The organism is Zoogloea sp. (assembly GCF_028689785.1).
In the GTDB taxonomy this organism is placed as follows: Bacteria; Pseudomonadota; Gammaproteobacteria; order Burkholderiales; family Rhodocyclaceae; genus Zoogloea.
This window is the reverse complement of the sequence record NZ_JAQVCN010000031.1, coordinates 33,253-52,997: the sequence shown is the minus strand read 5'-3', so window position 1 is coordinate 52,997 and position 19,745 is coordinate 33,253. Positions and strand designations below refer to the sequence as shown.

Annotated in this window: 19 protein-coding genes; 10 read left to right on the top strand and 9 right to left on the bottom strand. The window is 65.9% G+C overall.

Going from position 1 to position 19,745, the window contains the following annotated elements; translation table 11 throughout:
• Positions 1 to 94 precede the first annotated feature (94 nt).
• From PHI64_RS14205 to PHI64_RS14195, 3 genes are all read right to left on the bottom strand, one after another.
• On the bottom strand, positions 95 to 1,528 hold the full coding sequence (locus PHI64_RS14205; RefSeq protein ID WP_299883902.1) for a DNA methyltransferase: 1,434 nt from the start codon (positions 1,526 to 1,528) through the stop codon (positions 95 to 97).
• 61 nt (positions 1,529 to 1,589) lie between these two features.
• Positions 1,590 to 1,790 (bottom strand): helix-turn-helix domain-containing protein, encoded by a 201-nt coding sequence (locus PHI64_RS14200; protein ID WP_299883900.1) that lies wholly within the window; start codon positions 1,788 to 1,790, stop codon positions 1,590 to 1,592.
• A gap of 75 nt (positions 1,791 to 1,865) precedes the next feature.
• Complete coding sequence (locus tag PHI64_RS14195) at positions 1,866 to 2,882, bottom strand: LysR family transcriptional regulator (protein WP_299883898.1); 1,017 nt, start codon at positions 2,880 to 2,882, stop codon at positions 1,866 to 1,868.
• A gap of 161 nt (positions 2,883 to 3,043) precedes the next feature.
• Here PHI64_RS14195 and PHI64_RS14190 point away from each other — a divergent pair, with 161 nt between their 5' ends.
• The 6 genes from PHI64_RS14190 to PHI64_RS14165 all read left to right on the top strand — a co-directional run bounded on the left by PHI64_RS14190 (position 3,044) and on the right by PHI64_RS14165 (position 12,060).
• Entirely contained in the window at positions 3,044 to 4,264 is a 1,221-nt protein-coding gene (locus PHI64_RS14190) for an efflux RND transporter periplasmic adaptor subunit (RefSeq protein ID WP_299883896.1), read from the top strand.
• Between the two features lie 10 nt (positions 4,265 to 4,274).
• Positions 4,275 to 7,475 (top strand): efflux RND transporter permease subunit, encoded by a 3,201-nt coding sequence (locus PHI64_RS14185; protein WP_299883894.1) that lies wholly within the window; start codon positions 4,275 to 4,277, stop codon positions 7,473 to 7,475.
• A gap of 4 nt (positions 7,476 to 7,479) precedes the next feature.
• Positions 7,480 to 8,934 (top strand): efflux transporter outer membrane subunit, encoded by a 1,455-nt coding sequence (locus tag PHI64_RS14180; RefSeq protein ID WP_299883892.1) that lies wholly within the window; start codon positions 7,480 to 7,482, stop codon positions 8,932 to 8,934.
• Positions 8,935 to 9,040: 106 nt separating this feature from the next.
• Positions 9,041 to 10,072 carry an amino acid ABC transporter substrate-binding protein gene (locus tag PHI64_RS14175; RefSeq protein ID WP_299883890.1) on the top strand — a complete coding sequence of 344 codons (1,032 nt, stop codon included), beginning with the start codon at positions 9,041 to 9,043 and terminating at the stop codon, positions 10,070 to 10,072.
• Between the two features lie 3 nt (positions 10,073 to 10,075).
• A complete protein-coding gene (locus PHI64_RS14170) occupies positions 10,076 to 11,032 on the top strand; it encodes an ABC transporter permease subunit (RefSeq protein WP_299883888.1) in 957 nt (318 codons plus the stop codon).
• Between the two features lie 5 nt (positions 11,033 to 11,037).
• Positions 11,038 to 12,060 (top strand): amino acid ABC transporter permease, encoded by a 1,023-nt coding sequence (locus tag PHI64_RS14165; protein ID WP_299883886.1) that lies wholly within the window; start codon positions 11,038 to 11,040, stop codon positions 12,058 to 12,060.
• Here PHI64_RS14165 and PHI64_RS14160 read toward each other — a convergent pair.
• On the bottom strand, positions 12,010 to 12,948 hold the full coding sequence (locus tag PHI64_RS14160; protein WP_299883884.1) for a LysR family transcriptional regulator: 939 nt from the start codon (positions 12,946 to 12,948) through the stop codon (positions 12,010 to 12,012). The two genes, PHI64_RS14165 and PHI64_RS14160, sit on opposite strands and share 51 nt — an antisense overlap.
• A gap of 96 nt (positions 12,949 to 13,044) precedes the next feature.
• Here PHI64_RS14160 and PHI64_RS14155 point away from each other — a divergent pair, with 96 nt between their 5' ends.
• Positions 13,045 to 13,656, top strand: a complete 612-nt coding sequence (locus PHI64_RS14155; RefSeq protein ID WP_299883883.1) for an NAD(P)H-dependent oxidoreductase — start codon at positions 13,045 to 13,047, stop codon at positions 13,654 to 13,656.
• 13 nt (positions 13,657 to 13,669) lie between these two features.
• Complete coding sequence (locus PHI64_RS14150; protein WP_299883881.1) at positions 13,670 to 14,527, top strand: pirin family protein; 858 nt, start codon at positions 13,670 to 13,672, stop codon at positions 14,525 to 14,527.
• A gap of 15 nt (positions 14,528 to 14,542) precedes the next feature.
• Here PHI64_RS14150 and PHI64_RS14145 read toward each other — a convergent pair whose 3' ends face one another.
• On the bottom strand, positions 14,543 to 15,700 hold the full coding sequence (locus PHI64_RS14145) for an HD domain-containing phosphohydrolase (protein ID WP_299883879.1): 1,158 nt from the start codon (positions 15,698 to 15,700) through the stop codon (positions 14,543 to 14,545).
• Between the two features lie 126 nt (positions 15,701 to 15,826).
• On the opposite strand from PHI64_RS14145, the gene PHI64_RS14140 reads away from it, so the two are divergent.
• On the top strand, positions 15,827 to 16,354 hold the full coding sequence (locus tag PHI64_RS14140; RefSeq protein WP_299883877.1) for a DNA-deoxyinosine glycosylase: 528 nt from the start codon (positions 15,827 to 15,829) through the stop codon (positions 16,352 to 16,354).
• Here PHI64_RS14140 and phaC read toward each other — a convergent pair.
• Positions 16,336 to 18,069, bottom strand: coding sequence for a class I poly(R)-hydroxyalkanoic acid synthase (phaC, locus tag PHI64_RS14135; RefSeq protein ID WP_299883875.1), 1,734 nt, complete (start codon positions 18,067 to 18,069; stop codon positions 16,336 to 16,338). The two genes, PHI64_RS14140 and phaC, sit on opposite strands and share 19 nt — an antisense overlap.
• 168 nt (positions 18,070 to 18,237) lie before the next feature.
• On the opposite strand from phaC, the gene PHI64_RS14130 reads away from it, so the two are divergent.
• Positions 18,238 to 18,681, top strand: a complete 444-nt coding sequence (locus PHI64_RS14130; protein ID WP_299883873.1) for a universal stress protein — start codon at positions 18,238 to 18,240, stop codon at positions 18,679 to 18,681.
• 91 nt (positions 18,682 to 18,772) lie between these two features.
• Here PHI64_RS14130 and PHI64_RS14125 read toward each other — a convergent pair whose 3' ends face one another.
• Genes PHI64_RS14125 through PHI64_RS14115 form a run of 3 tightly spaced genes read right to left on the bottom strand, consistent with a single transcriptional unit; the run spans position 18,773 to position 19,739 of the window.
• A complete protein-coding gene (locus tag PHI64_RS14125; protein WP_299883871.1) occupies positions 18,773 to 19,015 on the bottom strand; it encodes a hypothetical protein in 243 nt (80 codons plus the stop codon).
• Positions 19,016 to 19,051: 36 nt separating this feature from the next.
• The gene (locus tag PHI64_RS14120) at positions 19,052 to 19,192 is read right to left on the bottom strand and encodes a DUF3149 domain-containing protein (RefSeq protein ID WP_299883869.1); all 141 of its coding nucleotides are present in this window, start codon (positions 19,190 to 19,192) and stop codon (positions 19,052 to 19,054) included.
• A gap of 13 nt (positions 19,193 to 19,205) precedes the next feature.
• The gene (locus PHI64_RS14115) at positions 19,206 to 19,739 is read right to left on the bottom strand and encodes a FixH family protein (protein ID WP_299883867.1); all 534 of its coding nucleotides are present in this window, start codon (positions 19,737 to 19,739) and stop codon (positions 19,206 to 19,208) included.
• Positions 19,740 to 19,745 lie beyond the last annotated feature (6 nt).

Sequence of the window (19,745 nt, the reverse complement as noted above, 5' to 3'; positions counted from 1 at the left end):
CGAGGCAAAAACGGGGCTACACCGCAGGGAAAGGCGGCGTTTGCTCAGCGAAATTGAATCGAATTGGGTCGCGATCATCGTTGCGCGGCGGAATTCATTGAAAACCTCGGGTTATTCGAGGTGCCCAAAGGTCGTCGGCCTGGAGTTTCACGCCGGTACCGGTCGGCGGGCACACGCTCAACCAGTCGATCCGCAGTGCGTTGTGACACGTGATCCAGTTCTCGTTGCGCAATGGCAGGAATTCAGCCAGTGCCAGCTTCTGCCCCCGATAAAGCACGTCGCACTGATACTCGGCAATGACCAGCGCAAGGCGGGCGATCTCCGCCGGAAAGTCGCGCAGTTCGATCCCGCGAAAATTGGTGAGCGGAATTTCTGAGGCACGATCCGGCTCACCGCGCCGACGGTTGATCTCGGCCTCGATGGCGCGCATTTCCTTGTAGGCGATGACCAGGAAATTGCCCGAACCGCAGGCCGGGTCGAAAACCCTGATCCTCGCCATGCGCTTGCGCAGGTTGAGCAACATGCGGGCGTTATCGCCCGCTTCCTCCAGTTTCTCCCGAAGGTCGTCGAGGAACAGCGGGTTCAGCACCTTCAGGATGTTGGGGACGCTGGTGTAGTGCATCCCCAGCTCGCCGCGCTCCTCGTCCTCGGCGACGGCCTGGATCATCGAGCCGAAGATGTCGGGGTTAATCTTCGTCCAGTCCAGCCCGCCGACGTGCAGCAGGTAGGAGCGGGCGATCTTGCTGAATCGCGGCACTTCGTCGCTGCCGGAGAACAACTGGCCATTAACGTAAGGGAAGTCGTCGATATTGGCCCACCGGGGAAGCCCGGCGGCCGCCCGGTTCTCACGCTTGGTGTTCATGGCGCGGAACAGCGTGGCGATGACCTCGTGCGTATTGGTCGAATCCCCCGCGCTCATCCGCGCGACGGTCTCGGTGAACTTGCCCCTGCCGCCGAAGATATCGGTGTCCTCGGCAAAGAAGCAGAAGATCAGCCGCGCCATGAGCTTGTTCACGTCGTGGCGCCGCTCCGCCGTGCCCCAGGCGGGGTTGTCTTTCAGCAGTTCGACGTACAGCCGGTTCAGGCGGCTGGTGGCCCGGATGTCGAAGGCGTTTTCACTGATCTGGCGAACGGTGCTGATGCCCGCCAGCGGCAGGAAGAAGCCGAAGTGATCCGGGAAGTCCTTGAAGGCGCAGGCGACGGTCTCGCCGCTGGCCAGGTCTTCGGCCTCGAAGTCCGCGCCGTCCGTGGCAAGGATGAACTTGGCCTTGGCCTTGGCCGTGGCCGGGCTGGCCTTGAGGGCGGCCAGCATTTGCGTCACCCGCCCAGCATCGCAACTCAGAATGTGGATGTTGCTGGTCTGGAGAACACCGCCGAGGTCGGACTTGTTCGATGCCCCTGCGCGCAGGCGCTTGAGGGTCGTCGCCTTGTTGCCGAAAGCCTCAAGGAAGGCATAGGGAAACTCTGCAGGGTCGAAGGGCTGCTCCGCGAGGTCTGTGATGGCCTGTTCGATTTCTACGGCGTTCATGGGCGTGCAGCCCTCCCTCTGGGCGAGGCCGCCTGACTACTGTTGTTTTGCGGGGTGCTGCTCATGTCTTGTCCTGCGTCTTCTCGGCTATCTGCGCGGCAATCCAGCGATCCAACTCGTTGCGACGAAACCGCCAGGTTCCGCCCAGCTTGAACCCCGGTATCTCCCCCTGCTGGGCCAGCCGGTAGACGGTCTTCTTCCCTGCCTTGAGGTAGACCGCCACTTCATCCAGCGTGAGAATTTCGCTATCGGCTTGGTTCATGTCAGGCGGCTCGCTTGGTATCGCACCGTGAAGTCTTCCAAAGTTTGGCCAAGTTTACCATCCACTCAACCCGAATTAGCTCAGCCCCGCCAGCTGGTTCTCCTGCTCCAGCATCTCGCGCACGGTGTAGGTGGCCGGGCGCTCCGGGTAGCGGCACTCCCCCGCCGTGAAGCCCTCGCCGTCGCTGCCATTAAGCAGCGGGCACTGGCTGAACAGCTCGGCCACCCAGTCGGCAAAGGCCCGCACCTTGGGGGACAGGTGGCGGTTCTGGGGATAGAGCACCGACATGGGCAGCGGGGGCGGTTTCCAGGCGGGCAGGATCTCCTTCAGCTCGCCGTTTTCGAGGTGCGGCAAGGCCATAAAGCGGGCCGGCTGGATCAGCCCCAGGCCCTGCAGGCCGCAGGCGTTGTAGGCATCGGCGTCGTTCACCGCCACCTGCCCCTGCATGCGCACCGGGGTGCTGACCCCGTCCACCACGAAGTCCCAGTCAAAGTTGCGCCCCGTGACGCTGGAAAAAAAATGCACCGCGTGGTGCTGCGCCAGCTCTTCCAGGGTGCGGGGTTCCCCGTAGCGCTCCAGGTAGGACGGGGCGCCGCAGGTGACGAAGCTCAGGCTGCCGATGCGCCGCGCCACCAGGGATGAATCCGCCAGCTCGCCGGCCCGGATCACGCAATCCACCGCCTCCTGCACCAGATCCACCGGCCGGTCGCCAATGCCGATCACCAGCTCCACGTCAGGGTAGCGCTCGCGAAACTGGCACAGGCGCGGGATCAGGATGCGCCGGCCGATGGGTCCGACCACATCCACCCGCAGCCGCCCCTGGGGGCGTCGCGCAGCGTCCTGGAAGGCGGTCTCCATCTCTTCGAGCTCTTTCATGATGCGCACACAGCGCTCGTAGTAGGCCGCGCCGTCGGGGGTCAGGCTGACGCTGCGCGTGGTGCGGTTGAGCAGGCGCACCTTGAGCAGATTCTCCAGAGCCTGGACGGTGGTCGTCACCGTGGCCCTGGGCATGCTCAGGTTGTCGGCCGCGCGGGTGAAGCTGTTGGCCTCGACCACTCCCATGAACACCCGCATCGCCTGAAATCTGTCCATTCGCTGTGCTCCTGCTTTCGGTCTCCGGCGGTGACCATGACTTAATTATTAGTCACTATCGAATAGTGAAGTCAAATTTTTAATATTTATCCAGCCCAACAAAACAATAAGAATGATCCCATCCCTACCTACCCCTCGCTTCCGATATCAGAGAGGACAGCATGCCCAACACCACATTCCCCCCCGCAGCCCTCCGCCGTCGCCGTGCCGTGATTGGCGCCGCCCTCGCCGGATTTGCGCTGGCAGGCATCGGCATCGCCGCCCACGCCACCCGTGACGAGCCCGCCGCCGCTCCCCAGGCCGCCGTCGTGGACACCGCCGAGGTCATCCACCGCAGCATCACCGAACAGCACGCGTTCTCGGGCCGGCTCGAGGCCGTGGACCGGGTCGAGCTGCGCCCCCAGGTCGCCGGCCTCCTGACCCAGGTGCACTTCAAGGACGGCGCCGTGGTGCGCAAGGGTGAGGTGCTATTCACCATCGATCCGCGCCCCTTCGCCGCAGAGGTGGCCCGGGCCGAGGCCCAGCTCACCGCGTCCGAATCCCGGGTGGCCTACACCACCTCCGACCTGGCCCGCTCCGAGCGCCTGATTGCCGACAACGCCGTGTCGCGCCGCGACCTGGAAGAGAAGCAGAACGGCGCCCGGGACGCCGCCGCCAACCTGCAGGCTGCCCGTGCCGCCCTGCGCATCGCCCTCCTCAACCTGGAATACACCACCATCAAGGCGCCCATCGACGGCCGCATGTCCCGGGCCGAAGTCACCGTGGGCAACCTGGTGAGCCCCGGCAGCGGGCCAGCCCTGACCACCCTGGTGTCGTCCGACCGTATCTACGCCGCCTTTGATGTGGATGAGCAGACCTACCTCCGCTCCATCAGCCTGGCCCGGGACGGCGGCGCCCGCCTGCCGGTGAAGCTCGGCCTGGCCGATGGCGAGGGCCACCCCTTCAGCGGCCACATCCACTCGGTGGACAACCGCCTCGACACCCGCTCGGGCACGATCCGCGTCCGGGCCGTCTTCAGCAACCCCGACGGCCAGCTGCTGCCGGGCCTGTACGCCCGCATCCAGCTGGGCAGCGCGGCCCCCCGGGAGGCCCTGCTGATCGACGACCGGGCCGTGGGCACCGACCAGGCCAAGCGCTTTGTCCTGGTGGTGGGCGAAGGCAACCGCACCGCCTACCGGGAAGTGCAGCTGGGCAAGCTGCAGGACGGCCTGCGCATCGTCGAGGAGGGGCTCAAGCCGGGCGAGCGCATCGTGGTCAATGGCCTGCAGCGGGTCCGCCCCGGCGACCCGGTGACACCGCACCCGGTGGCCATGGAGGGCAGCGCTCCCCTGGCCACGGCCGGCGCCGTGGCCGAGCCCCGTGCGCAGAAGACGCGCATCTGAGGGCCGCCCCATGAACATCTCCAAGTTCTTCATCGACCGCCCCATCTTTGCCGGGGTGCTGTCGGTCCTGATCCTGCTGGCCGGCCTGCTGTCGGTCTTCCAGCTGCCCATCGCCGAATACCCCGAGGTGGTGCCGCCCTCGGTGGTGGTGCGCGCGCAGTTCCCCGGCGCCAACCCCAAGGTGATCGCCGAAACCGTGGCCGCGCCCCTGGAGGAAAGTATCAACGGCGTGGAGAACATGCTGTACATGCAGTCCCAGGCCAACAGCGATGGCAACCTGACCCTCACCGTGCACTTCCAGCTCGGCGTCGATCCCGACAAGGCCCAGCAACTGGTGCAGAACCGGGTCTCCCAGGCCCTCCCGCGCCTGCCCGAGGACGTGCAGCGCCTGGGCGTGACCACCGCCAAGAGCACCCCTACCATCACCATGGTGGTGCACCTCACCTCGCCGGACGACCGCTATGACATGACCTACCTGCGCAACTACGCGGTCCTCAACGTCAAGGACCGCCTGGCGCGCATCAAGGGCGTGGGCGAGGTGGGCCTGTTCGGCTCCGGCAACTACGCCATGCGCGTGTGGCTGGACCCGGGCAAGGTGGCCGAGCGCGGCCTCACCGCCGGCGAGGTGGTGAAGGCCATCCGCGAGCAGAACGTGCAGGTGGCCGCCGGCGTGATCGGCGCGCCGCCCAACGAGCGCAGCACACCCATGCAGCTCAACGTCAATGCCCAGGGCCGCCTCAAGGACGAAGCGGAGTTCGCGCAGATCATCCTCAAGACCGCCCCCGATGGCGGCGTTACGCGCCTGGGCGACGTGGCCCGCATCGAGCTGGCCGCCGCCGAGTTCGGCCTGCGCGCCCTGCTCGACAACAAGCCCGCCGTGGCCATCCCCATCTTCCAGACACCGGGCGCCAACGCCCTGGATATCTCGGCCCAGGTGCGCGAGACCATGGCCGAACTGGCCAAGGACTTTCCGCCCTCGGTGCAGTACAGCATCGTCTATGACCCCACCCAGTTCGTGCGGGCCAGCATCAAGGCGGTGATCACCACCCTGCTGGAAGCCATCGCCCTGGTGGTGCTGGTGGTGATCGTCTTCCTGCAGACCTGGCGCGCGTCCATCATTCCGCTGCTGGCGGTACCGGTGTCCATCATCGGCACCTTCTCGCTGATGCTGGGCTTCGGCTACTCCATCAACGCCCTGTCCCTGTTCGGCATGGTGCTGGCCATCGGCATCGTGGTGGACGATGCCATCGTGGTGGTGGAGAACGTGGAGCGCAACATCGAGGCCGGCCTGTCGCCCCGCGAGGCCACCTACCGGGCCATGCGCGAAGTCTCCGGCCCCATCATCGCCATCGCCCTCACCTTGGTGGCGGTGTTCGTACCCCTGGCCTTCATGACCGGCCTCACCGGCCAGTTCTACAAGCAGTTCGCCATGACCATCGCCATCTCCACGGTGATCTCGGCCTTCAACTCCCTCACCTTGTCGCCGGCCCTGGCGGCGATGCTGCTCAAGGGCCACGACACGCCCCCCGACTGGCTCACGGTGCAGATGCAGCGCTGGTTCGGCGGCTTCTTTGCGCGCTTTAACCACTTCTTCAACCGCAGCAGCGAGCGCTACGGCCGCGGCGTGACCGGGGTGATCCAGCGGAAGGCCTCGGCCATGGGCGTGTATGCGCTGCTCCTCGGGCTCACCGTGGGCATCTCCTACGTGGTGCCCGGCGGCTTCGTGCCGGCCCAGGACAAGCAATACCTGGTCAGCTTCGCCCAGCTCCCCAGCGGCGCATCCCTCGACCGCAGCGAGGCGGTAATCCGCCGCATGGGCGAGATCGCCCTCAAGCAGCCGGGTGTGGAGAGCGCCGTGGCCTTCCCCGGCCTGTCCATCAACGGCTTCACCAACAGCTCCAGCGCCGGCATCGTCTTCGTCACCCTCAAGCCCTTTGCCGAGCGTAAATCGCCCGAGCTGTCGGCGGGGGCCATCGCCGGCGCCCTCAACCAGCAATACTCGGCCATCCAGGAAGCCTTCATCGCCGTCTTTCCGCCGCCGCCGGTGATGGGCCTGGGCACGGTGGGTGGCTTCAAGATGCAGATCGAAGACCGGGGCAGTGTGGGCTACGCCGAACTGGACAAGGCCGCCAAGGCCTTCATGGCCGCCGCCAGCAAGGCGCCGGAGCTGGGCCCGATGTTCTCCAGCTACCAGATCAACGTGCCCCAGCTGGACGTGGACCTGGACCGCACCAAGGCCAAGCAGCAGGGCGTGGCGGTGACCGACGTGTTCGACACCCTGCAGATCTACCTGGGCTCGCTGTATGTGAATGACTTCAACCGCTTCGGCCGCGTCTACCAGGTGCGCGCCCAGGCCGACGCCGGGTTCCGCGCCCAGCCGGAAGACATCACCCGCCTGAAGACCCGCAACGCCAGCGGCGAGATGGTGCCGCTGGGGTCCCTGCTGCGGGTCACGCCCACCTACGGCCCCGAGATGGTGGTGCGCTACAACGGCTTCACCGCCGCCGACATCAACGGCGGGCCGGCGCCGGGCTACTCGTCGGCCCAGGCCGAGGCCGCCGCCGAACGCATCGCCGCCGAAACCCTGCCCCGGGGCGTGAAGTTCGAATGGACCGACCTCACCTACCAGAAGATCCTGGCCGGCAACGCCGGCGTGTGGGTCTTCCCCATCAGCGTGCTGCTGGTCTTCCTGGTGCTGGCCGCCCAGTACGAGAGCCTGACCCTGCCCCTGGCGGTGATCCTGATCGTGCCCATGAGCATCCTCGCGGCCCTCACCGGCGTGTGGCTGACGGGGGGCGACAACAACATCTTCACCCAGATCGGGCTGATGGTGCTGGTGGGGCTGGCGTGCAAGAACGCCATCCTGATCGTCGAGTTCGCCCGGGAGCTGGAGCTGCAGGGCCACACCCCGCGGCAGGCCGCCATCGACGCCAGCCGCCTGCGCCTGCGCCCCATCCTGATGACCTCCATCGCCTTCATCATGGGCGTGGTGCCGCTGGTCATCTCCACCGGCGCCGGGGCCGAGATGCGGCACGCCATGGGCATCGCGGTGTTCTTCGGCATGCTCGGCGTGACCCTGTTCGGGCTCTTCCTGACGCCGGTGTTCTACGTGCTGTTGCGCACCCTGGACAAGCGCCATCCCCTTCATTCGGCCACTCACCACGAAGCGCCCCTGGTGGCCCCCGTTCATGCCCACGCCGGCCAGGAGTAAGACGATGACCCTGCGCAACCTGCCCCTGCACCGCCACGCCACCGGCCTGCTGGCCAGCCTGCTGATCCTGGCCGGCTGCTCGGTGGCCCCCATCCACGAGAAGCCGAACATTGCCACCCCCGCCGCCTTCAAGGAGGCGGCCCCCGTCGACGCCCACTGGAAACCCGCCGAGCCCGCCGACAGCGCCGCCCGGGGCGACTGGTGGCATGTCTTCGGCGATCCGCTCCTCGACCGCCTGGAGCGGGACGCGGTGCTGGCCAACCCCGACCTGATGGCCGCCGCCGCCCGCCTGGGCCAGGCCCGGGCGCTGGAGCAGTCGGCCAGGGCAGCCCGCGCGCCGCAGGTCGGCGTGGGCTTTGGCCCGACCCGCCAGCGGCCGTCACCGGCCGCCCAGGGCCTGGCCGCCGACGCCGACACCCAGGCCCGCACCCTGTGGCGCGGCCAGGCCACCATCGCCTACGAGGTGGACCTGTTCGGCCGGCTGGCCAGCGCCGAAGAGGCCGCCCGCCTCGACAGCGCCCAGCGCGAAGCCCTGTTTGCCGTGACCCTGCTCAGCCTGCAGGCCGACGTGGCCCAGGCCTACTTCCTGATCCGCGAGCTGGACGCCGCCCAAGCCCTGTACGCCGACACCGTGCGCCTGCGCGCCGACACGGCAAAGCTGCTCCAGCGCCGCTTCGACGAGGGCGACATCGCCGAGCTGGACCTGGCCCGGGCCCGCAGCGAGCTGGCCTCGGCCCGCTCCGAATCCCTGGGCCTGGCCCGCCAGCGCGCCGTGGCCGAACACGCGCTGGCCATCCTGCTGGGCAAGTCGCCGGCCGAGTTCAACCTGCCGGTGATGCCCCTGACGCGCCTCGCGGTGAATGTGCCGGCCGGCCTGCCCTCGGCCCTGCTGGAACGCCGGCCCGACATTGCCGCGGCCGAGCGGGCCATGGCCGCCGCCAACGCCCGCATCGGCGTGGCCCGGGCGGCCTGGTTCCCGCGCCTGTCCCTTACCGGCGCCCTGGGCTACGAGTCCGACGGGCTGGGCGATCTCTTCAAGTACGCCAGCCGCAGCTTCGTCTTCGGGCCGCTGGTGGGCACCGCCCTGAGCCTGCCGGTGTTTGACGGTGGCGCCCGGGAGGCCGGCGTGGCCCAGGCCCGCGCGGCCCACGCCGAAGACGGCGCCCGCTATCGTCAGACCGTGCTGCAGGCCTTCCGCGAGGTGGAGGACAACCTGGCCCAGCTGCGCATCCTGGGCGAACAGCACCGGGAGCAGGACGACGCCGTGGGCGCCGCCGAGCGGGCCGCGCGCATCGCCCGCCTGCAATACCGGGAAGGCGCCGTGAGCTACCTCAACGTCATCGACGCGGAGCGCAGCGTGCTGCAGCAGCAGCGCGTCGCCGTGGGCCTGGACGGGGAGCGGGCCCGGGCAACGGTGAACCTGATCCGCGCCCTGGGCGGGGGCTGGACCGCGGGCTGAAGGCCCTCATCCCGATTCCTTCATAAGCTCCGAACGATTGCTGCTTTGCATCACATGGCCGAAGCCCGATAAGCTGTCGGGCTTCGGCCTTTGTCCTGCATCCGCCATGACCCGCTTTCGCCCCGGGCGCCTTGCCGGCGCCCTTGCCTTCACCACCCTCCTTGCCACCCCGTCGGCCTTTGCCGGCAAGACCCTGGATGCCATCAAGGCCAAAGGGCAGCTCACCTGCGGTGTCAGCACCGGGGTGATCGGCTTCTCCGCCGCCGACAGCCAGGGCCAGTGGAAGGGCCTGGACGTGGACCTGTGCAAGGCCCTGGCCGCCGCCGTGCTGGGCAATCCGGACAAGGTGCGCTGGGTGCCCCTGAGCTCCCAGCAGCGCTTCACGGCCATCCAGTCCGGCGAGGTGGACGTCCTGTCCCGCAACACCACCTGGAGCCTGACCCGCGACGCGGCCCTGGGCCTGCATTTTGCGGGCGTCAGCTACTACGACGGGCAGGGCTTCCTGGTCCCGAAGAAGCTCAAGGTGACGAGTGCAAAACAACTGAAGAACGCCGAGGTGTGCGTGCAATCGGGCACCACCACCGAGAAGAATCTGGCCGACTACGCCCGGGCCCAGGGCATCAAGCTCAAGCCCGTGGTCTTCGACAAGTTCGAGGCCTCCCTCAAGGCCTTCTTCAGCGGCCGCTGCCAGGCCTACACCACCGACGCTTCGGCCCTGGCCTTCATCCGCAGCAAGGAAGCGCCCGCGCCCGACGACTACCTGGTGCTGCCGGAGCTGATCTCCAAGGAGCCCCTGGGCCCGGCCGTGCGGCGCGGCGACGACGAGTGGTTCGCCATCGTCAAATGGACCCTCAACGCACTGATCGAAGCCGAAGAGCTAGGCATCACCCAAGCCCGGGTGGACAGCCTCAAATCCTCCCCCGACCCGGCCGTGCAGCGCTTCCTGGGGGTAGGCGAAGACCTGGGCAAGAGTCTCGGCCTCGACCGGGAATGGGCCGCCCGGGCGATCAAGGCGGTGGGCAACTACGGCGAGATCTTCAACCGCAACCTGGGGGCGGATTCCCCCCTCAAGCTGCCCCGCGGCCTCAACGCCCAATGGAACAAGGGCGGCCTGATGTACGCCCAGCCCCTGCGCTGACGGATGAAGCACCCCGCTCGCCTCGCCTGGCAGGCGCTGCTGCTGCTTGCTCTGCTAGTGCTCGGCGGGCTGCTGGTGACCACCACAGCCGGGCATCTGCAGGAGCGGGGCATCCGCAGCGGCTTCGATTTTCTGCTGGAGCCCGCCGGCTTTGCCCTGGGGGAGAGCCTGCTGCCCTTCGACTCCGGTGACAGCACCCTGCGGGCCTTCGCTGCCGGGCTGCTCAACACCCTGCGGGTGGCCCTGCCCGGCGCGCTGCTGGCCGTCGTGGTGGGCGTGGTCGTGGGTTTCGGGCGCCTGGGCGACAATCCGCTGGTGCGCGCCCTGGCCGGCGTCTTTGTAAACGGGGTGCGCAATGTGCCCCTGCTGCTGCATCTGCTGGCCTGGTATTTCATCCTCACCGATCTGCTGCCGGCGGCCGATGCGGCCCTGCGCCTGGCGCCGGGGGTGTTCCTCAGCAAATCCGGCCTGGCCCTGCCCTGGTGGGGCGAAGCCGGTTGGGAGCTGCCGGAGCCCGCCGGCTTCGGCATCGATGGCGGCGCCCGCCTGACCCCGGAATACCTGGCCCTGCTCATCGGCCTGTCCACCTACTCCGCAGCCTACATCGCCGAAACCCTGCGCGGCGCGGTGCAGGCCCTGCCGCCGGGCCAGCGTCTGTCGGCCCTGGCCCTGGGCATGACGCCACGCCAGGCCTTTGTGCTGGTGCTGCTGCCCCAGGCCTGGCGGGCCGCCCTGCCGCCGGTCACCAGCCAGCTCCTCAACCTGTTCAAGAACGCGTCCCTGGCGGTGGCCATCGGCTACCCGGACCTGGTGTCGGTGGCCGGCACCAGCCTCAACCAGACGGGGCGGGCCATCGAATGTCTGCTGATCGTGATCGGGGTGTACCTGCTGCTGTCCCTGCTCGCGGCGGCGCTGAGCCACCGCCTGGAACGGCGCAGCCTGCGGGGTATGGCGCCGTGAGAGCGATGATCGCCCTGCGCCGTGCCCTGTTCGGCGACCCGCTCAATGCCGCCCTGAGCCTGCTCATTCTGGCGGTACTGGCCCTGACCCTGCCCTCGCTCGTGGACTGGGCACTGCTCAAGGCCCGCTTCGCCCCCGATGTGGCGGCCTGCGAGGCCCTGGAACGCAGCGGCGCGTGCTGGGGCGTAGTCACCGAGAAGGCGCGCTTCATTGTTCTCGGGCGCTATCCGGCCGAGCAGGGCTGGCGCCCCGCACTGGCGGCCGGGCTGATTGCCGGCAGCTGGGTGGCCGCCGCTTCGGGCTGGCTGCGTGGCCGCGCGCTCATCGCTGCCCTGACGGTGCTCCCCCTGCTCGCCCTGCCCCTGCTGGCCGGCGGCTTTGCCGGCCTCGACGCGGTCCCCACCGAACTGTGGGGCGGCCTGCCCCTGACCCTGCTGCTCACTGGCCTCGGCATGGCCGGGGCCCTGCCCCTGGGCATCGCCGTGGCCTACGGGCGACGTGCCCCCCTGCCCCTGCTGCGCGGGCTGCTCACCGCCTACGTGGAGCTGGCCCGGGGCATCCCCCTGGTGGCGGCGCTGTTCGTGGCGTCCTTCCTGCTGCCCTTGTTCTTTCCCGGCGACCTGGCCCCGGACATGCTCTGGCGGGTGCTCATCGCCATCGTGCTGTTTGCCGCCGCCTACCTGTCGGAGATCATCCGGGGCGGCCTGCAGGCCTTTCCCGAGGGTCAACGCAGCGCAGCGGCGGCCTTGGGCTTCAGCCCCTGGCAGATCCAGCGCTGGATCGTGCTGCCCCAGGTGCTGCGCCACGTGGCGCCGTCCCTGACCAACAGCGCCATCGCCCTGTTCAAAGACACCTCCCTGGTCACCATCGTGAGCCTCTACGAGCTCACCGGCGCCCTCGGCCTGGCCCTCTCGGGCGACGCCCAGTGGCGCCCTTTCTACCTTGAGGCCTGGCTCTTCATCGCCGCCATCTACTGGCTAGGCTGCGCCCTGCTGGCCCGCATCAGCCAGCGCCTCACCCAGGCCTGACTCGGCCACCACCGCCGCAACGATCTCCGCCAGGCGCACCACCCCCGGCCCGCACATCTCCGGGTCGGCAAACACCAGATACATGTCCACGAAGCGGACCTCCGCGCCCCCCAGGGGCAACACCTTCAGCTGTCCGGCAGCCAGCTCGGCCGCGATCAGGGCTTCGGGATACCAGGCAAAGCCATGTCCCGCGGCGGCGGCGGCGATGGACATGGCCATGCTGCTGAAGGTCCAGCGCTGATCCACGTCGATGGTCTGGCTGCGGGAATTGCGGGTCGATCCCGTCTCCCGCACCATCAGGTGGCGGTGGGCGCGCAGGTCACGCTCCTCCACGGGCCGCCCGAGCTGGTGCAGGGGGTGGCCCGGATGCGCCGCGGCCACCAGGCGCATGCGCATCAGCGGCCGCCCCAGAAAGCCCGGCGGCACATGGGGCGTCACCGCCAGATCGGCCTTGCCGGTCAGCAGCGCCTCGCCACTCCCGCCCATCACCGATTCGATCACCTCCACCCGGGTGCGGGCGGCCTCCTGCCCGAAGCGGGCCAGGCAATCGAGGAGCAGCGCCGGGGGGAAGAGGATCTCCACTGCCAGCCCGATCTCGGCCTCCCAGCCCGCCGACAGCTTGCGCGCCACCCGCTCCAGGTCACCCGCCTCACCCACCAAAGCAAGCGCGCGCCGGTAAAGCATGCGCCCGGTGGGGGTGAGAACGGCCTTGCGCCCCTGCAGCTCGAAGGCCTGGATGCCGAGCTGGGATTCGATCTTCTGTACCGCGTAGGTCACTGCCGACTGGCTCTTGTGCAGGGCCTCGGCGGCTTGGGCATAGCCGCCAGCCTCGACCACTGCAATCAGTGCACGCCACTGCTCCAGAGAAACATGGGGAACCGGAACCATCCAATAAATCGATAGATAAAAACGAAATCTTGTTCTTTTTTATCTTCTCCGTAAATCATTAAATACAGCCATCGACACCCCACACGGAGAACCACCATGACCACCCTGCTCAAGATCAACGCCAGCCTGTTTTCCACCCAAGGCCAGTCCAGTCAACTCGCCGAGCGCTTCGTCGCCGCCCGCCTGGCGGCCACCCCCGACCTGAAGGTCGTCAGCCGCGACCTGGCCGCCGAGCCGGTGCCCCACCTGGACGCCGCCCGCTTCCTGTCCTTTTTGGCCAAGCCAGAAGAGCGCAGCGCCGAGCAGCAGGCCGTCGTCGCCTACTCCGACGCCCTGATCGAAGAAATCCGCCAGGCCGACGAAATCGTCATTGGCCTGCCCATGTACAACTTCGGCGTACCCTCCACGCTCAAGGCATGGTTCGACCACATTGCCCGCGCCGGCGTCACCTTCCGCTACACCGCCACCGGCCCGGAAGGCCTGCTGACCGGCAAGAAGGTGACCGTGTTTGCAGCCCGCGGCGGCCTCTACGCCGGCACCCCGAAGGACAGCCAGACCACCTATGTGCGTGACTTCCTGGGCTTCCTCGGCATCACCGACGTGGAGTTCGTCTACGCTGAAGGCCTGAACATGGGTGAGGAAAGCAAGAGCGCCGCCCTCGCCGCCGCCCACGGCAAGCTGGCCGAACTGGCCGATGCCGCCAACTGACACGGAGAACACCATGACCCACCGCAGCCTCACCCGGATCATCCCGTCGATCCCTGTCTCCGACGGCGCTGGCGTCAAGCTCCGGCGCAGCCTGGGCCAGAGCCAGGGGCTGCGGCTGGACCCCTTCCTGATACTCGACGAATTCGCCTCAGACAACCCGGACGACTATATCGCCGGTTTCCCGCCCCATCCCCACCGGGGCTTCGAGACCGTCACCTACATGCTCGCCGGCGACTTCGAACATGAGGACCACCTGGGTCACAAGGGCCACCTGCGGGCCGGCGGCGCCCAGTGGATGACAGCAGGCCGGGGCATCATCCACTCGGAGATGCCGCTGCAGGAGGCCGGCCGCCTCCACGGCTTCCAGTTCTGGATCAACCTGCCCGCCAAAGAGAAGATGAAGCCCGCTGCCTACCGGGACATCCAGCCTGAGGAGATTCCCCAACTGGCCATCAGCGGCGGCACGGTGAAGGTGGTAGCCGGCCGGCTGGAAACGGCCGACGGTCAGCACGCCGATGGTCCGATCCAGGGGCTCAGTACCGCGCCGCTGTTCCTCGATGTGCGCCTGGAGAGCGGCGCCCGCTTTAGCCAGGCGGTGGAGAACGGACACTCGGCCTTCCTGTATCCCTACGCGGGCAGCCTGCGAGTGGGCGGTAGCGAAGGGCAACCCCTGCCGAATCGGCAGGCCGGCGTGCTGTCGGCTGGCGACTGCATCGAGGTACAGGCCGGCGAGGACGGCGGGCATTTCCTGCTGCTGGCGGCGCGCCCCATCGGCGAGCCGGTGGTGCAGTACGGTCCGTTCGTGATGAATACGAGGGAGGAAATCGAACAGGCTCTGGCCGACTACCGGGACGGCACTCTGGCTGCCTAAGGCGCAGCCTCCAGCTCAGGGGGCGGGCTCTTCTGGGTCGGGCTCGTCACGGAAGTTTCGGGCAATCGCGGCAAACTGACTCGCCACCCGGATCAGCGCGTCCACGATGTCCGGATCGAAGTGGCTGCCCCTCTCCTCCACGATCATGGCCAGGGCCGTTTCGTGGGAGAAGGGCGGCTTATAGACCCGGCGGGAAATGAGCGCGTCGTAAACATCTGCCACGGCCATGAGCCGGGCCGACAGAGGGATCGCGTCCCCCGCTACTCCCTGCGGATAGCCCGTCCCGTCCCAGCGCTCATGATGCCCGTAGGCGATCTGCGCGGCATAGCGCAGGAAGGAGGCATCAGCGGCTTCGCCCAGGGCCTTTTCGGCCTGGAGGATGGCGTTGCGACCGTACTCGCAGTGCTGCTTCATGATCACCCACTCTTCGGGGGTGAGCTTGCCCTTCTTGAGGAGGATGGCATCCGGGGTGGCCACCTTGCCCACATCATGCAGCGGAGCTGATTTGAACAGCAGCTGGATGATGTCTTCATCGAGTTCGGCCTTGAAGCGCGGGTGATCACACAGCGCCTCGGCGAGGATGCGTACATAGTGCTGGGTACGCCGGATGTGATTGCCCGTTTCATTGTCGCGGGCTTCGGCCAGAGCACAGAAAGCAGTAATGGTGGCGGCCTGGGCGGCAATGACCTCCTGCTTGCTGGATACAAGACGCCGAGACTGCTCGCTGATTTCCGCCGTCCGCTCTGCCACCAGCAGTTCGAGGTCGGCATTGCGCCGTTCCAACGCCCGGGTGGCCCGGGACAGGGCCAGGTGGGTACGCACCCGCGCCATGACCACTGCCGGTGAGATTGGCTTGTGGATGAAGTCCTCCGCCCCCAACGAAAAGCCCAGCTCCTCATCTTCGGGCCGGTCCAGCCCGGTGAGGAACATGACGGGAATGGTGCGGGTGGACTCGGATGACTTGAGACGCCGGCACACCTCGAAGCCGTCAAGCTCTGGCATCATCACGTCGAGCAGAATGAGATCAGCGACGCCCCCACCGGCCAGGTAGCGCAAGGCATCCAGACCGCTGCTGGCAGGGTGCACCTCGTACTGCTCGGAAAGCACATCTTCCAGGATCAACAGATTGTCCGCCTGATCATCAACGATCAGCACGTGAGCGCGCTGCTTCATGCCTTGCTCCTGGCTCCGTAACCGGTTTGTGAGGGGTAAACAACGGCGCCCCCTCGCTGTTCTATAGCGCAAAAAGTGATATCCGGCGATTTTCGCTCATCGGACACAGGCACCTTCATCCACCTTATGGCCCTGATCCACAGCTTTCCACCTGCCGCAGCCCACGACGCCCACACCTTGATCCTTGGTAGCATGCCCGGCGACGCGTCGCTGCGTGCGGGCGAATATTATGCGAATCCCAGAAATCACTTCTGGAAAATTCTAGGTACCCTCGTGGGGGCCGGCCCCGACCTGCCCTATCCTGCACGCCTCGACAAGCTGACCGGCGCGGGCTTCGCCCTGTGGGATGTACTTCAGAGCTGCGAACGACACGGCAGCCTTGACAGCAGCATAATCTCCTCCAGCATTACGCCCAACGATTTCGTCACATTCCTAGCTGCCCACCCGGGCGTGCGGCGGATATTCTTCAACGGCTCAGCCGCCGAAACGGCGTTTCGGCGCTTCGTAACACCGGCCCTGCCGGCCTTGTCGTGCAGCCTGCACCGGCTGCCATCCACCAGCCCGGCGAATGCCCGCTTCACCCTTCAGCACCACCTGGAGGCCTGGCAGATCCTCTGCCCGGCCTCCTCCGGAGCTCAGGGCTCAAGCACGTAGGTGCCGGGCGCATCCGCCAAGGCCGGATAGGCCTTGCTTGAAACGGGGGCCGGCTCCACCATCTCGCCTGCCTGGGGCTTGAGCCAGGCCATCCAGTCATCCCACCAGCTGCCCGCGTTCTCGACAGCTGCGCCACGCCAGCCTTCGGCGGTGTCGCTGCACCGTGCCGGTGCCACCCAGTACTGCCTTTTCGGCGGCTTGACCGGGGGATTGACGATCCCCAGGATGTGCCCGGAACTCGACAGCACGAAACGCTTCGAGCCCGCCACGTAATTCATCGTACGGAAGGTCTGCCGCCAGGGAGCGATGTGGTCGTCCTCCGCCGACACGGCGTACACAGGCTGAACGATGGCACCGAGGTCGATGGGCTCCCCGGCCACGGTGAGAGCATCCTTCTCGATCAGCTTATTGTGCAGATAGAGCTCCCGCAGATACCAGGCGTGCATGGCGTAGGGCATGCGTGTGGTATCCATGTTCCAGAACAGCACGTCGAACGGCGGTGGAGTTTCGCCATACAGCCAACCATGCACGACGTAATGCCAGATCAGGCTGTTGGAACGCAGAAGCCGGAAAGACGAGGCCATCTCCGCGCCATCCAGGTAGCCCTTGCGCGCCATGTTCTGGGTGATGAAGCGGATGCTGCCCTCGTCCACGAAAACCTCGATATCGCCCGGCTTGTGGAAATCCACCAGCGTAGTAAACAGCGTGAAGTGGGCGACCGGCACGTCCTCCGCAGCAAAATGCCGGTTGGCCCACGCCATATAGGTGCTCAGGGCCGTACCACCAATGCAGTAGCCAACCGCATGAACCTTGGCCGCACCGGTCAGCCCCCGCGCCGTGTCCACCAGGGCCTGGACGCCTTCGACGAGATAGTCGTCAAAGCTAACGTCACGCATCTCCTCGCCCGGGTTCTTCCAGCTGGTGATGAAGACCTCGAACCCCTGATCAAGCAGAAAACGGATCATGCTCTTTTTCGGATTGAGGTCGAGGATGTAGAACTTGTTGATCCACGGAGTAACGATGACGATGGGCGTCTGGTACACGCGTTTGCATGTGGGGGTGTAATGGAGCACCTCCAGCAATCGATTGCGGAACACTACCTTGCCCGGCGTCGTAGCAAGGTTCTGCCCGACCTTGAAATCATCGGGGTCAGTCATGCGGATGTTCCCAGCCTCCATGTCAGCCAGGAAATTGCGAAAGCCCCGCACCAGGCTCTCCCCCTTCGACTCGACGGCCAAACGCATGGCCACCGGATTAGTCCACAGAAAATTCGACGGGGCGACGGCGTTCAGCCAGTTGCGCCACCAGAACGCCGCGCGGCGTCTCTCCTTCTGGGAGAGCCCCGGGGTTTCATAGAGCATGTCCTGCATGTGGCGGGTCAGCACCAGGTACCACTCCTTGGAGAGATCCCAGGTCGGCGACTCGGCCCACACCGGATCGGTAAATCGCGTGTCGTCGCCGTGGGGCTTCACAGGATCCGCACTAGGCAAACCCAGCATGCGTCGCCAGCTGTGCCACTGTAGCTCCCACAGGCTGGAGGACACCTTGGCCAGAGCCTGCGCCAGCTCCTGGGGATGCGCGGCCCAGGCCAACTGGGCATGCACCAAGGGTGCAGCCATGCCGAGAGGATCGATAGACGACTCCACAGAATCATGGAACTGCTGAATCGACTTGCGCGCAAGATCAAGGGATGGCGCGGCGCTGTGACGGGTCATAATGATCACTCCTGAAAGTCTTGATGCGGAATACACATCCTGAACATCGGACTCCATGTTTTGAATCCTGAGCTTGCCTTAGTGCGCCCTGATTGACATTGGTCAAGCCAAGTACAATGAGCACGGACCCTATAATGGAAGCACCCAGACCCAAGCAGGAGCAACTCAATGTTCAAGAACATTCTCGTTCCCACCGATGGTTCCGAGCTGTCTGATTCGACGGTCGCACGAGCAGTCAGTTTCGCCAGCGAAGCGGGTGCCCGTATCACCTTCTTTTATGCACAGCCCGATTTCCCCATGCCGATCTACGGGGAAGGTGCCCTGATCGACCCCACAACCCCCGAACAGTTCAGTCGCGCGGCCACCTTGGAGGCCGAGCGTATCCTGGCCAAAGCCCGAGCGGCTGCAGAGGCCGCAGGCGTTTCCTCGTCCGCCGACACCCAGGTCAGTGAAGTTCCCTACGAAGCCATCATCGAAGCCGTCGAGCGCAATAAGTGCGACCTGATCTTCATGGCATCCCATGGCCGACGCGGCCTGAGCGGCCTGCTTCTGGGCAGCGAAACCCAGAAAGTACTGACCCACAGCAAGATCCCGGTACTCGTCTATCGCTAACGTTGCAACACCCGGCAGAAGCAATAAGGCCTCGCTACTGCGAGGCCTTATTGCTTCTTATGCCAGCATGATCCCTGGCTGCGGCGCCCTGCTAGTCGGAAGTGCTCTGATTGATCTCAGCGGAGGTTCGCTGAAAGAAGAGCGTCATCAGACTTGATCCGGCACATACGAGCCAGAACCCAAAGAAGCCGATGGAATATGTGGCGATAGGCGAGAAATAAACAGGCTGCCCAAACAGGTAAAGTTCCTGGGGCGCGATCACCGTAAAAAAGACAACTTCGGCAACACCCGCTACCAGAAACGACGGCCACAAGACCTGAATCAGTTTCAACATGCTCTGGCTCCCCCGGGGTGGGCAATGCCCCTCCCCTCAACTATGTGAATGTCTTTCGTCCTCAGCGATATGATTTTTCGCAAAACGGTAGATATACCCACCGATAACGAGAACGAAACCGATGGTGAACAGGCTCAGGAGCCCAATATCGGTACTGAACAACTCTTTCCAGGCCATGACATCCTCCTTGTCAATCAACAGGTTTGAGATCGGCTGAATCGATCCTGATCTCGGTCTCTGTGGGGAGGAATGCGGTCCCTGACAGCCGCCAGCTGCGGGACTCGTCTTCTAGTAGAACTTTCCAGTGCGCCGTGCTTAGAGCGACAGGGATGGCAGCACGATAGGCGCCATCCTTGCGCTCCAGCACGATCTGCTGGTCCAGCCCACCACGAGTGGGATGAGCCAGTGTTGCATTCAAGCGGTTGGGCAAATCAACACCAGGTTTGGCAGATAGCTCGACCGACAAGGATTCCGCAGAGAAACGGACCTGGGCAACCAGCCCCATATCCTGTGCTGTCGTGGCCCGAGCCAAGGTCTGATTGATCGCCAGCCCCTGCTTGTAATAATCATCCGTCACCAGCCCGTCAAAAGACTTGATGGCAAGCCAGAGAGTGATGCTGCCTGCGACAATTGCCGTCGCGGGCATCAGCATCAGCAGCCAGGTCCAGCGCTCCTTGTACCAGGGGATCGGACTGCGCTTGGCTTCAGTTGCGGACATATTCATGAGGTC

Bases quoted from the DNA above. Each gene is read 5' to 3' on its own strand.
- PHI64_RS14205 (WP_299883902.1), bottom strand. From the start codon at position 1,528: ATGAACGCCGTAGAAATCGAACAGGCCATCACAGACCTCGCGGAGCAG.
- PHI64_RS14200 (WP_299883900.1), bottom strand. From the start codon at position 1,790: ATGAACCAAGCCGATAGCGAAATTCTCACGCTGGATGAAGTGGCGGTC.
- PHI64_RS14195 (WP_299883898.1), bottom strand. From the start codon at position 2,882: ATGGACAGATTTCAGGCGATGCGGGTGTTCATGGGAGTGGTCGAGGCC.
- PHI64_RS14190 (WP_299883896.1), top strand. From the start codon at position 3,044: ATGCCCAACACCACATTCCCCCCCGCAGCCCTCCGCCGTCGCCGTGCC.
- PHI64_RS14185 (WP_299883894.1), top strand. From the start codon at position 4,275: ATGAACATCTCCAAGTTCTTCATCGACCGCCCCATCTTTGCCGGGGTG.
- PHI64_RS14180 (WP_299883892.1), top strand. From the start codon at position 7,480: ATGACCCTGCGCAACCTGCCCCTGCACCGCCACGCCACCGGCCTGCTG.
- PHI64_RS14175 (WP_299883890.1), top strand. From the start codon at position 9,041: ATGACCCGCTTTCGCCCCGGGCGCCTTGCCGGCGCCCTTGCCTTCACC.
- PHI64_RS14170 (WP_299883888.1), top strand. From the start codon at position 10,076: ATGAAGCACCCCGCTCGCCTCGCCTGGCAGGCGCTGCTGCTGCTTGCT.
- PHI64_RS14165 (WP_299883886.1), top strand. From the start codon at position 11,038: ATGATCGCCCTGCGCCGTGCCCTGTTCGGCGACCCGCTCAATGCCGCC.
- PHI64_RS14160 (WP_299883884.1), bottom strand. From the start codon at position 12,948: ATGGTTCCGGTTCCCCATGTTTCTCTGGAGCAGTGGCGTGCACTGATT.
- PHI64_RS14155 (WP_299883883.1), top strand. From the start codon at position 13,045: ATGACCACCCTGCTCAAGATCAACGCCAGCCTGTTTTCCACCCAAGGC.
- PHI64_RS14150 (WP_299883881.1), top strand. From the start codon at position 13,670: ATGACCCACCGCAGCCTCACCCGGATCATCCCGTCGATCCCTGTCTCC.
- PHI64_RS14145 (WP_299883879.1), bottom strand. From the start codon at position 15,700: ATGAAGCAGCGCGCTCACGTGCTGATCGTTGATGATCAGGCGGACAAT.
- PHI64_RS14140 (WP_299883877.1), top strand. From the start codon at position 15,827: ATGGCCCTGATCCACAGCTTTCCACCTGCCGCAGCCCACGACGCCCAC.
- phaC (WP_299883875.1), bottom strand. From the start codon at position 18,069: ATGACCCGTCACAGCGCCGCGCCATCCCTTGATCTTGCGCGCAAGTCG.
- PHI64_RS14130 (WP_299883873.1), top strand. From the start codon at position 18,238: ATGTTCAAGAACATTCTCGTTCCCACCGATGGTTCCGAGCTGTCTGAT.
- PHI64_RS14125 (WP_299883871.1), bottom strand. From the start codon at position 19,015: ATGTTGAAACTGATTCAGGTCTTGTGGCCGTCGTTTCTGGTAGCGGGT.
- PHI64_RS14120 (WP_299883869.1), bottom strand. From the start codon at position 19,192: ATGGCCTGGAAAGAGTTGTTCAGTACCGATATTGGGCTCCTGAGCCTG.
- PHI64_RS14115 (WP_299883867.1), bottom strand. From the start codon at position 19,739: ATGAATATGTCCGCAACTGAAGCCAAGCGCAGTCCGATCCCCTGGTAC.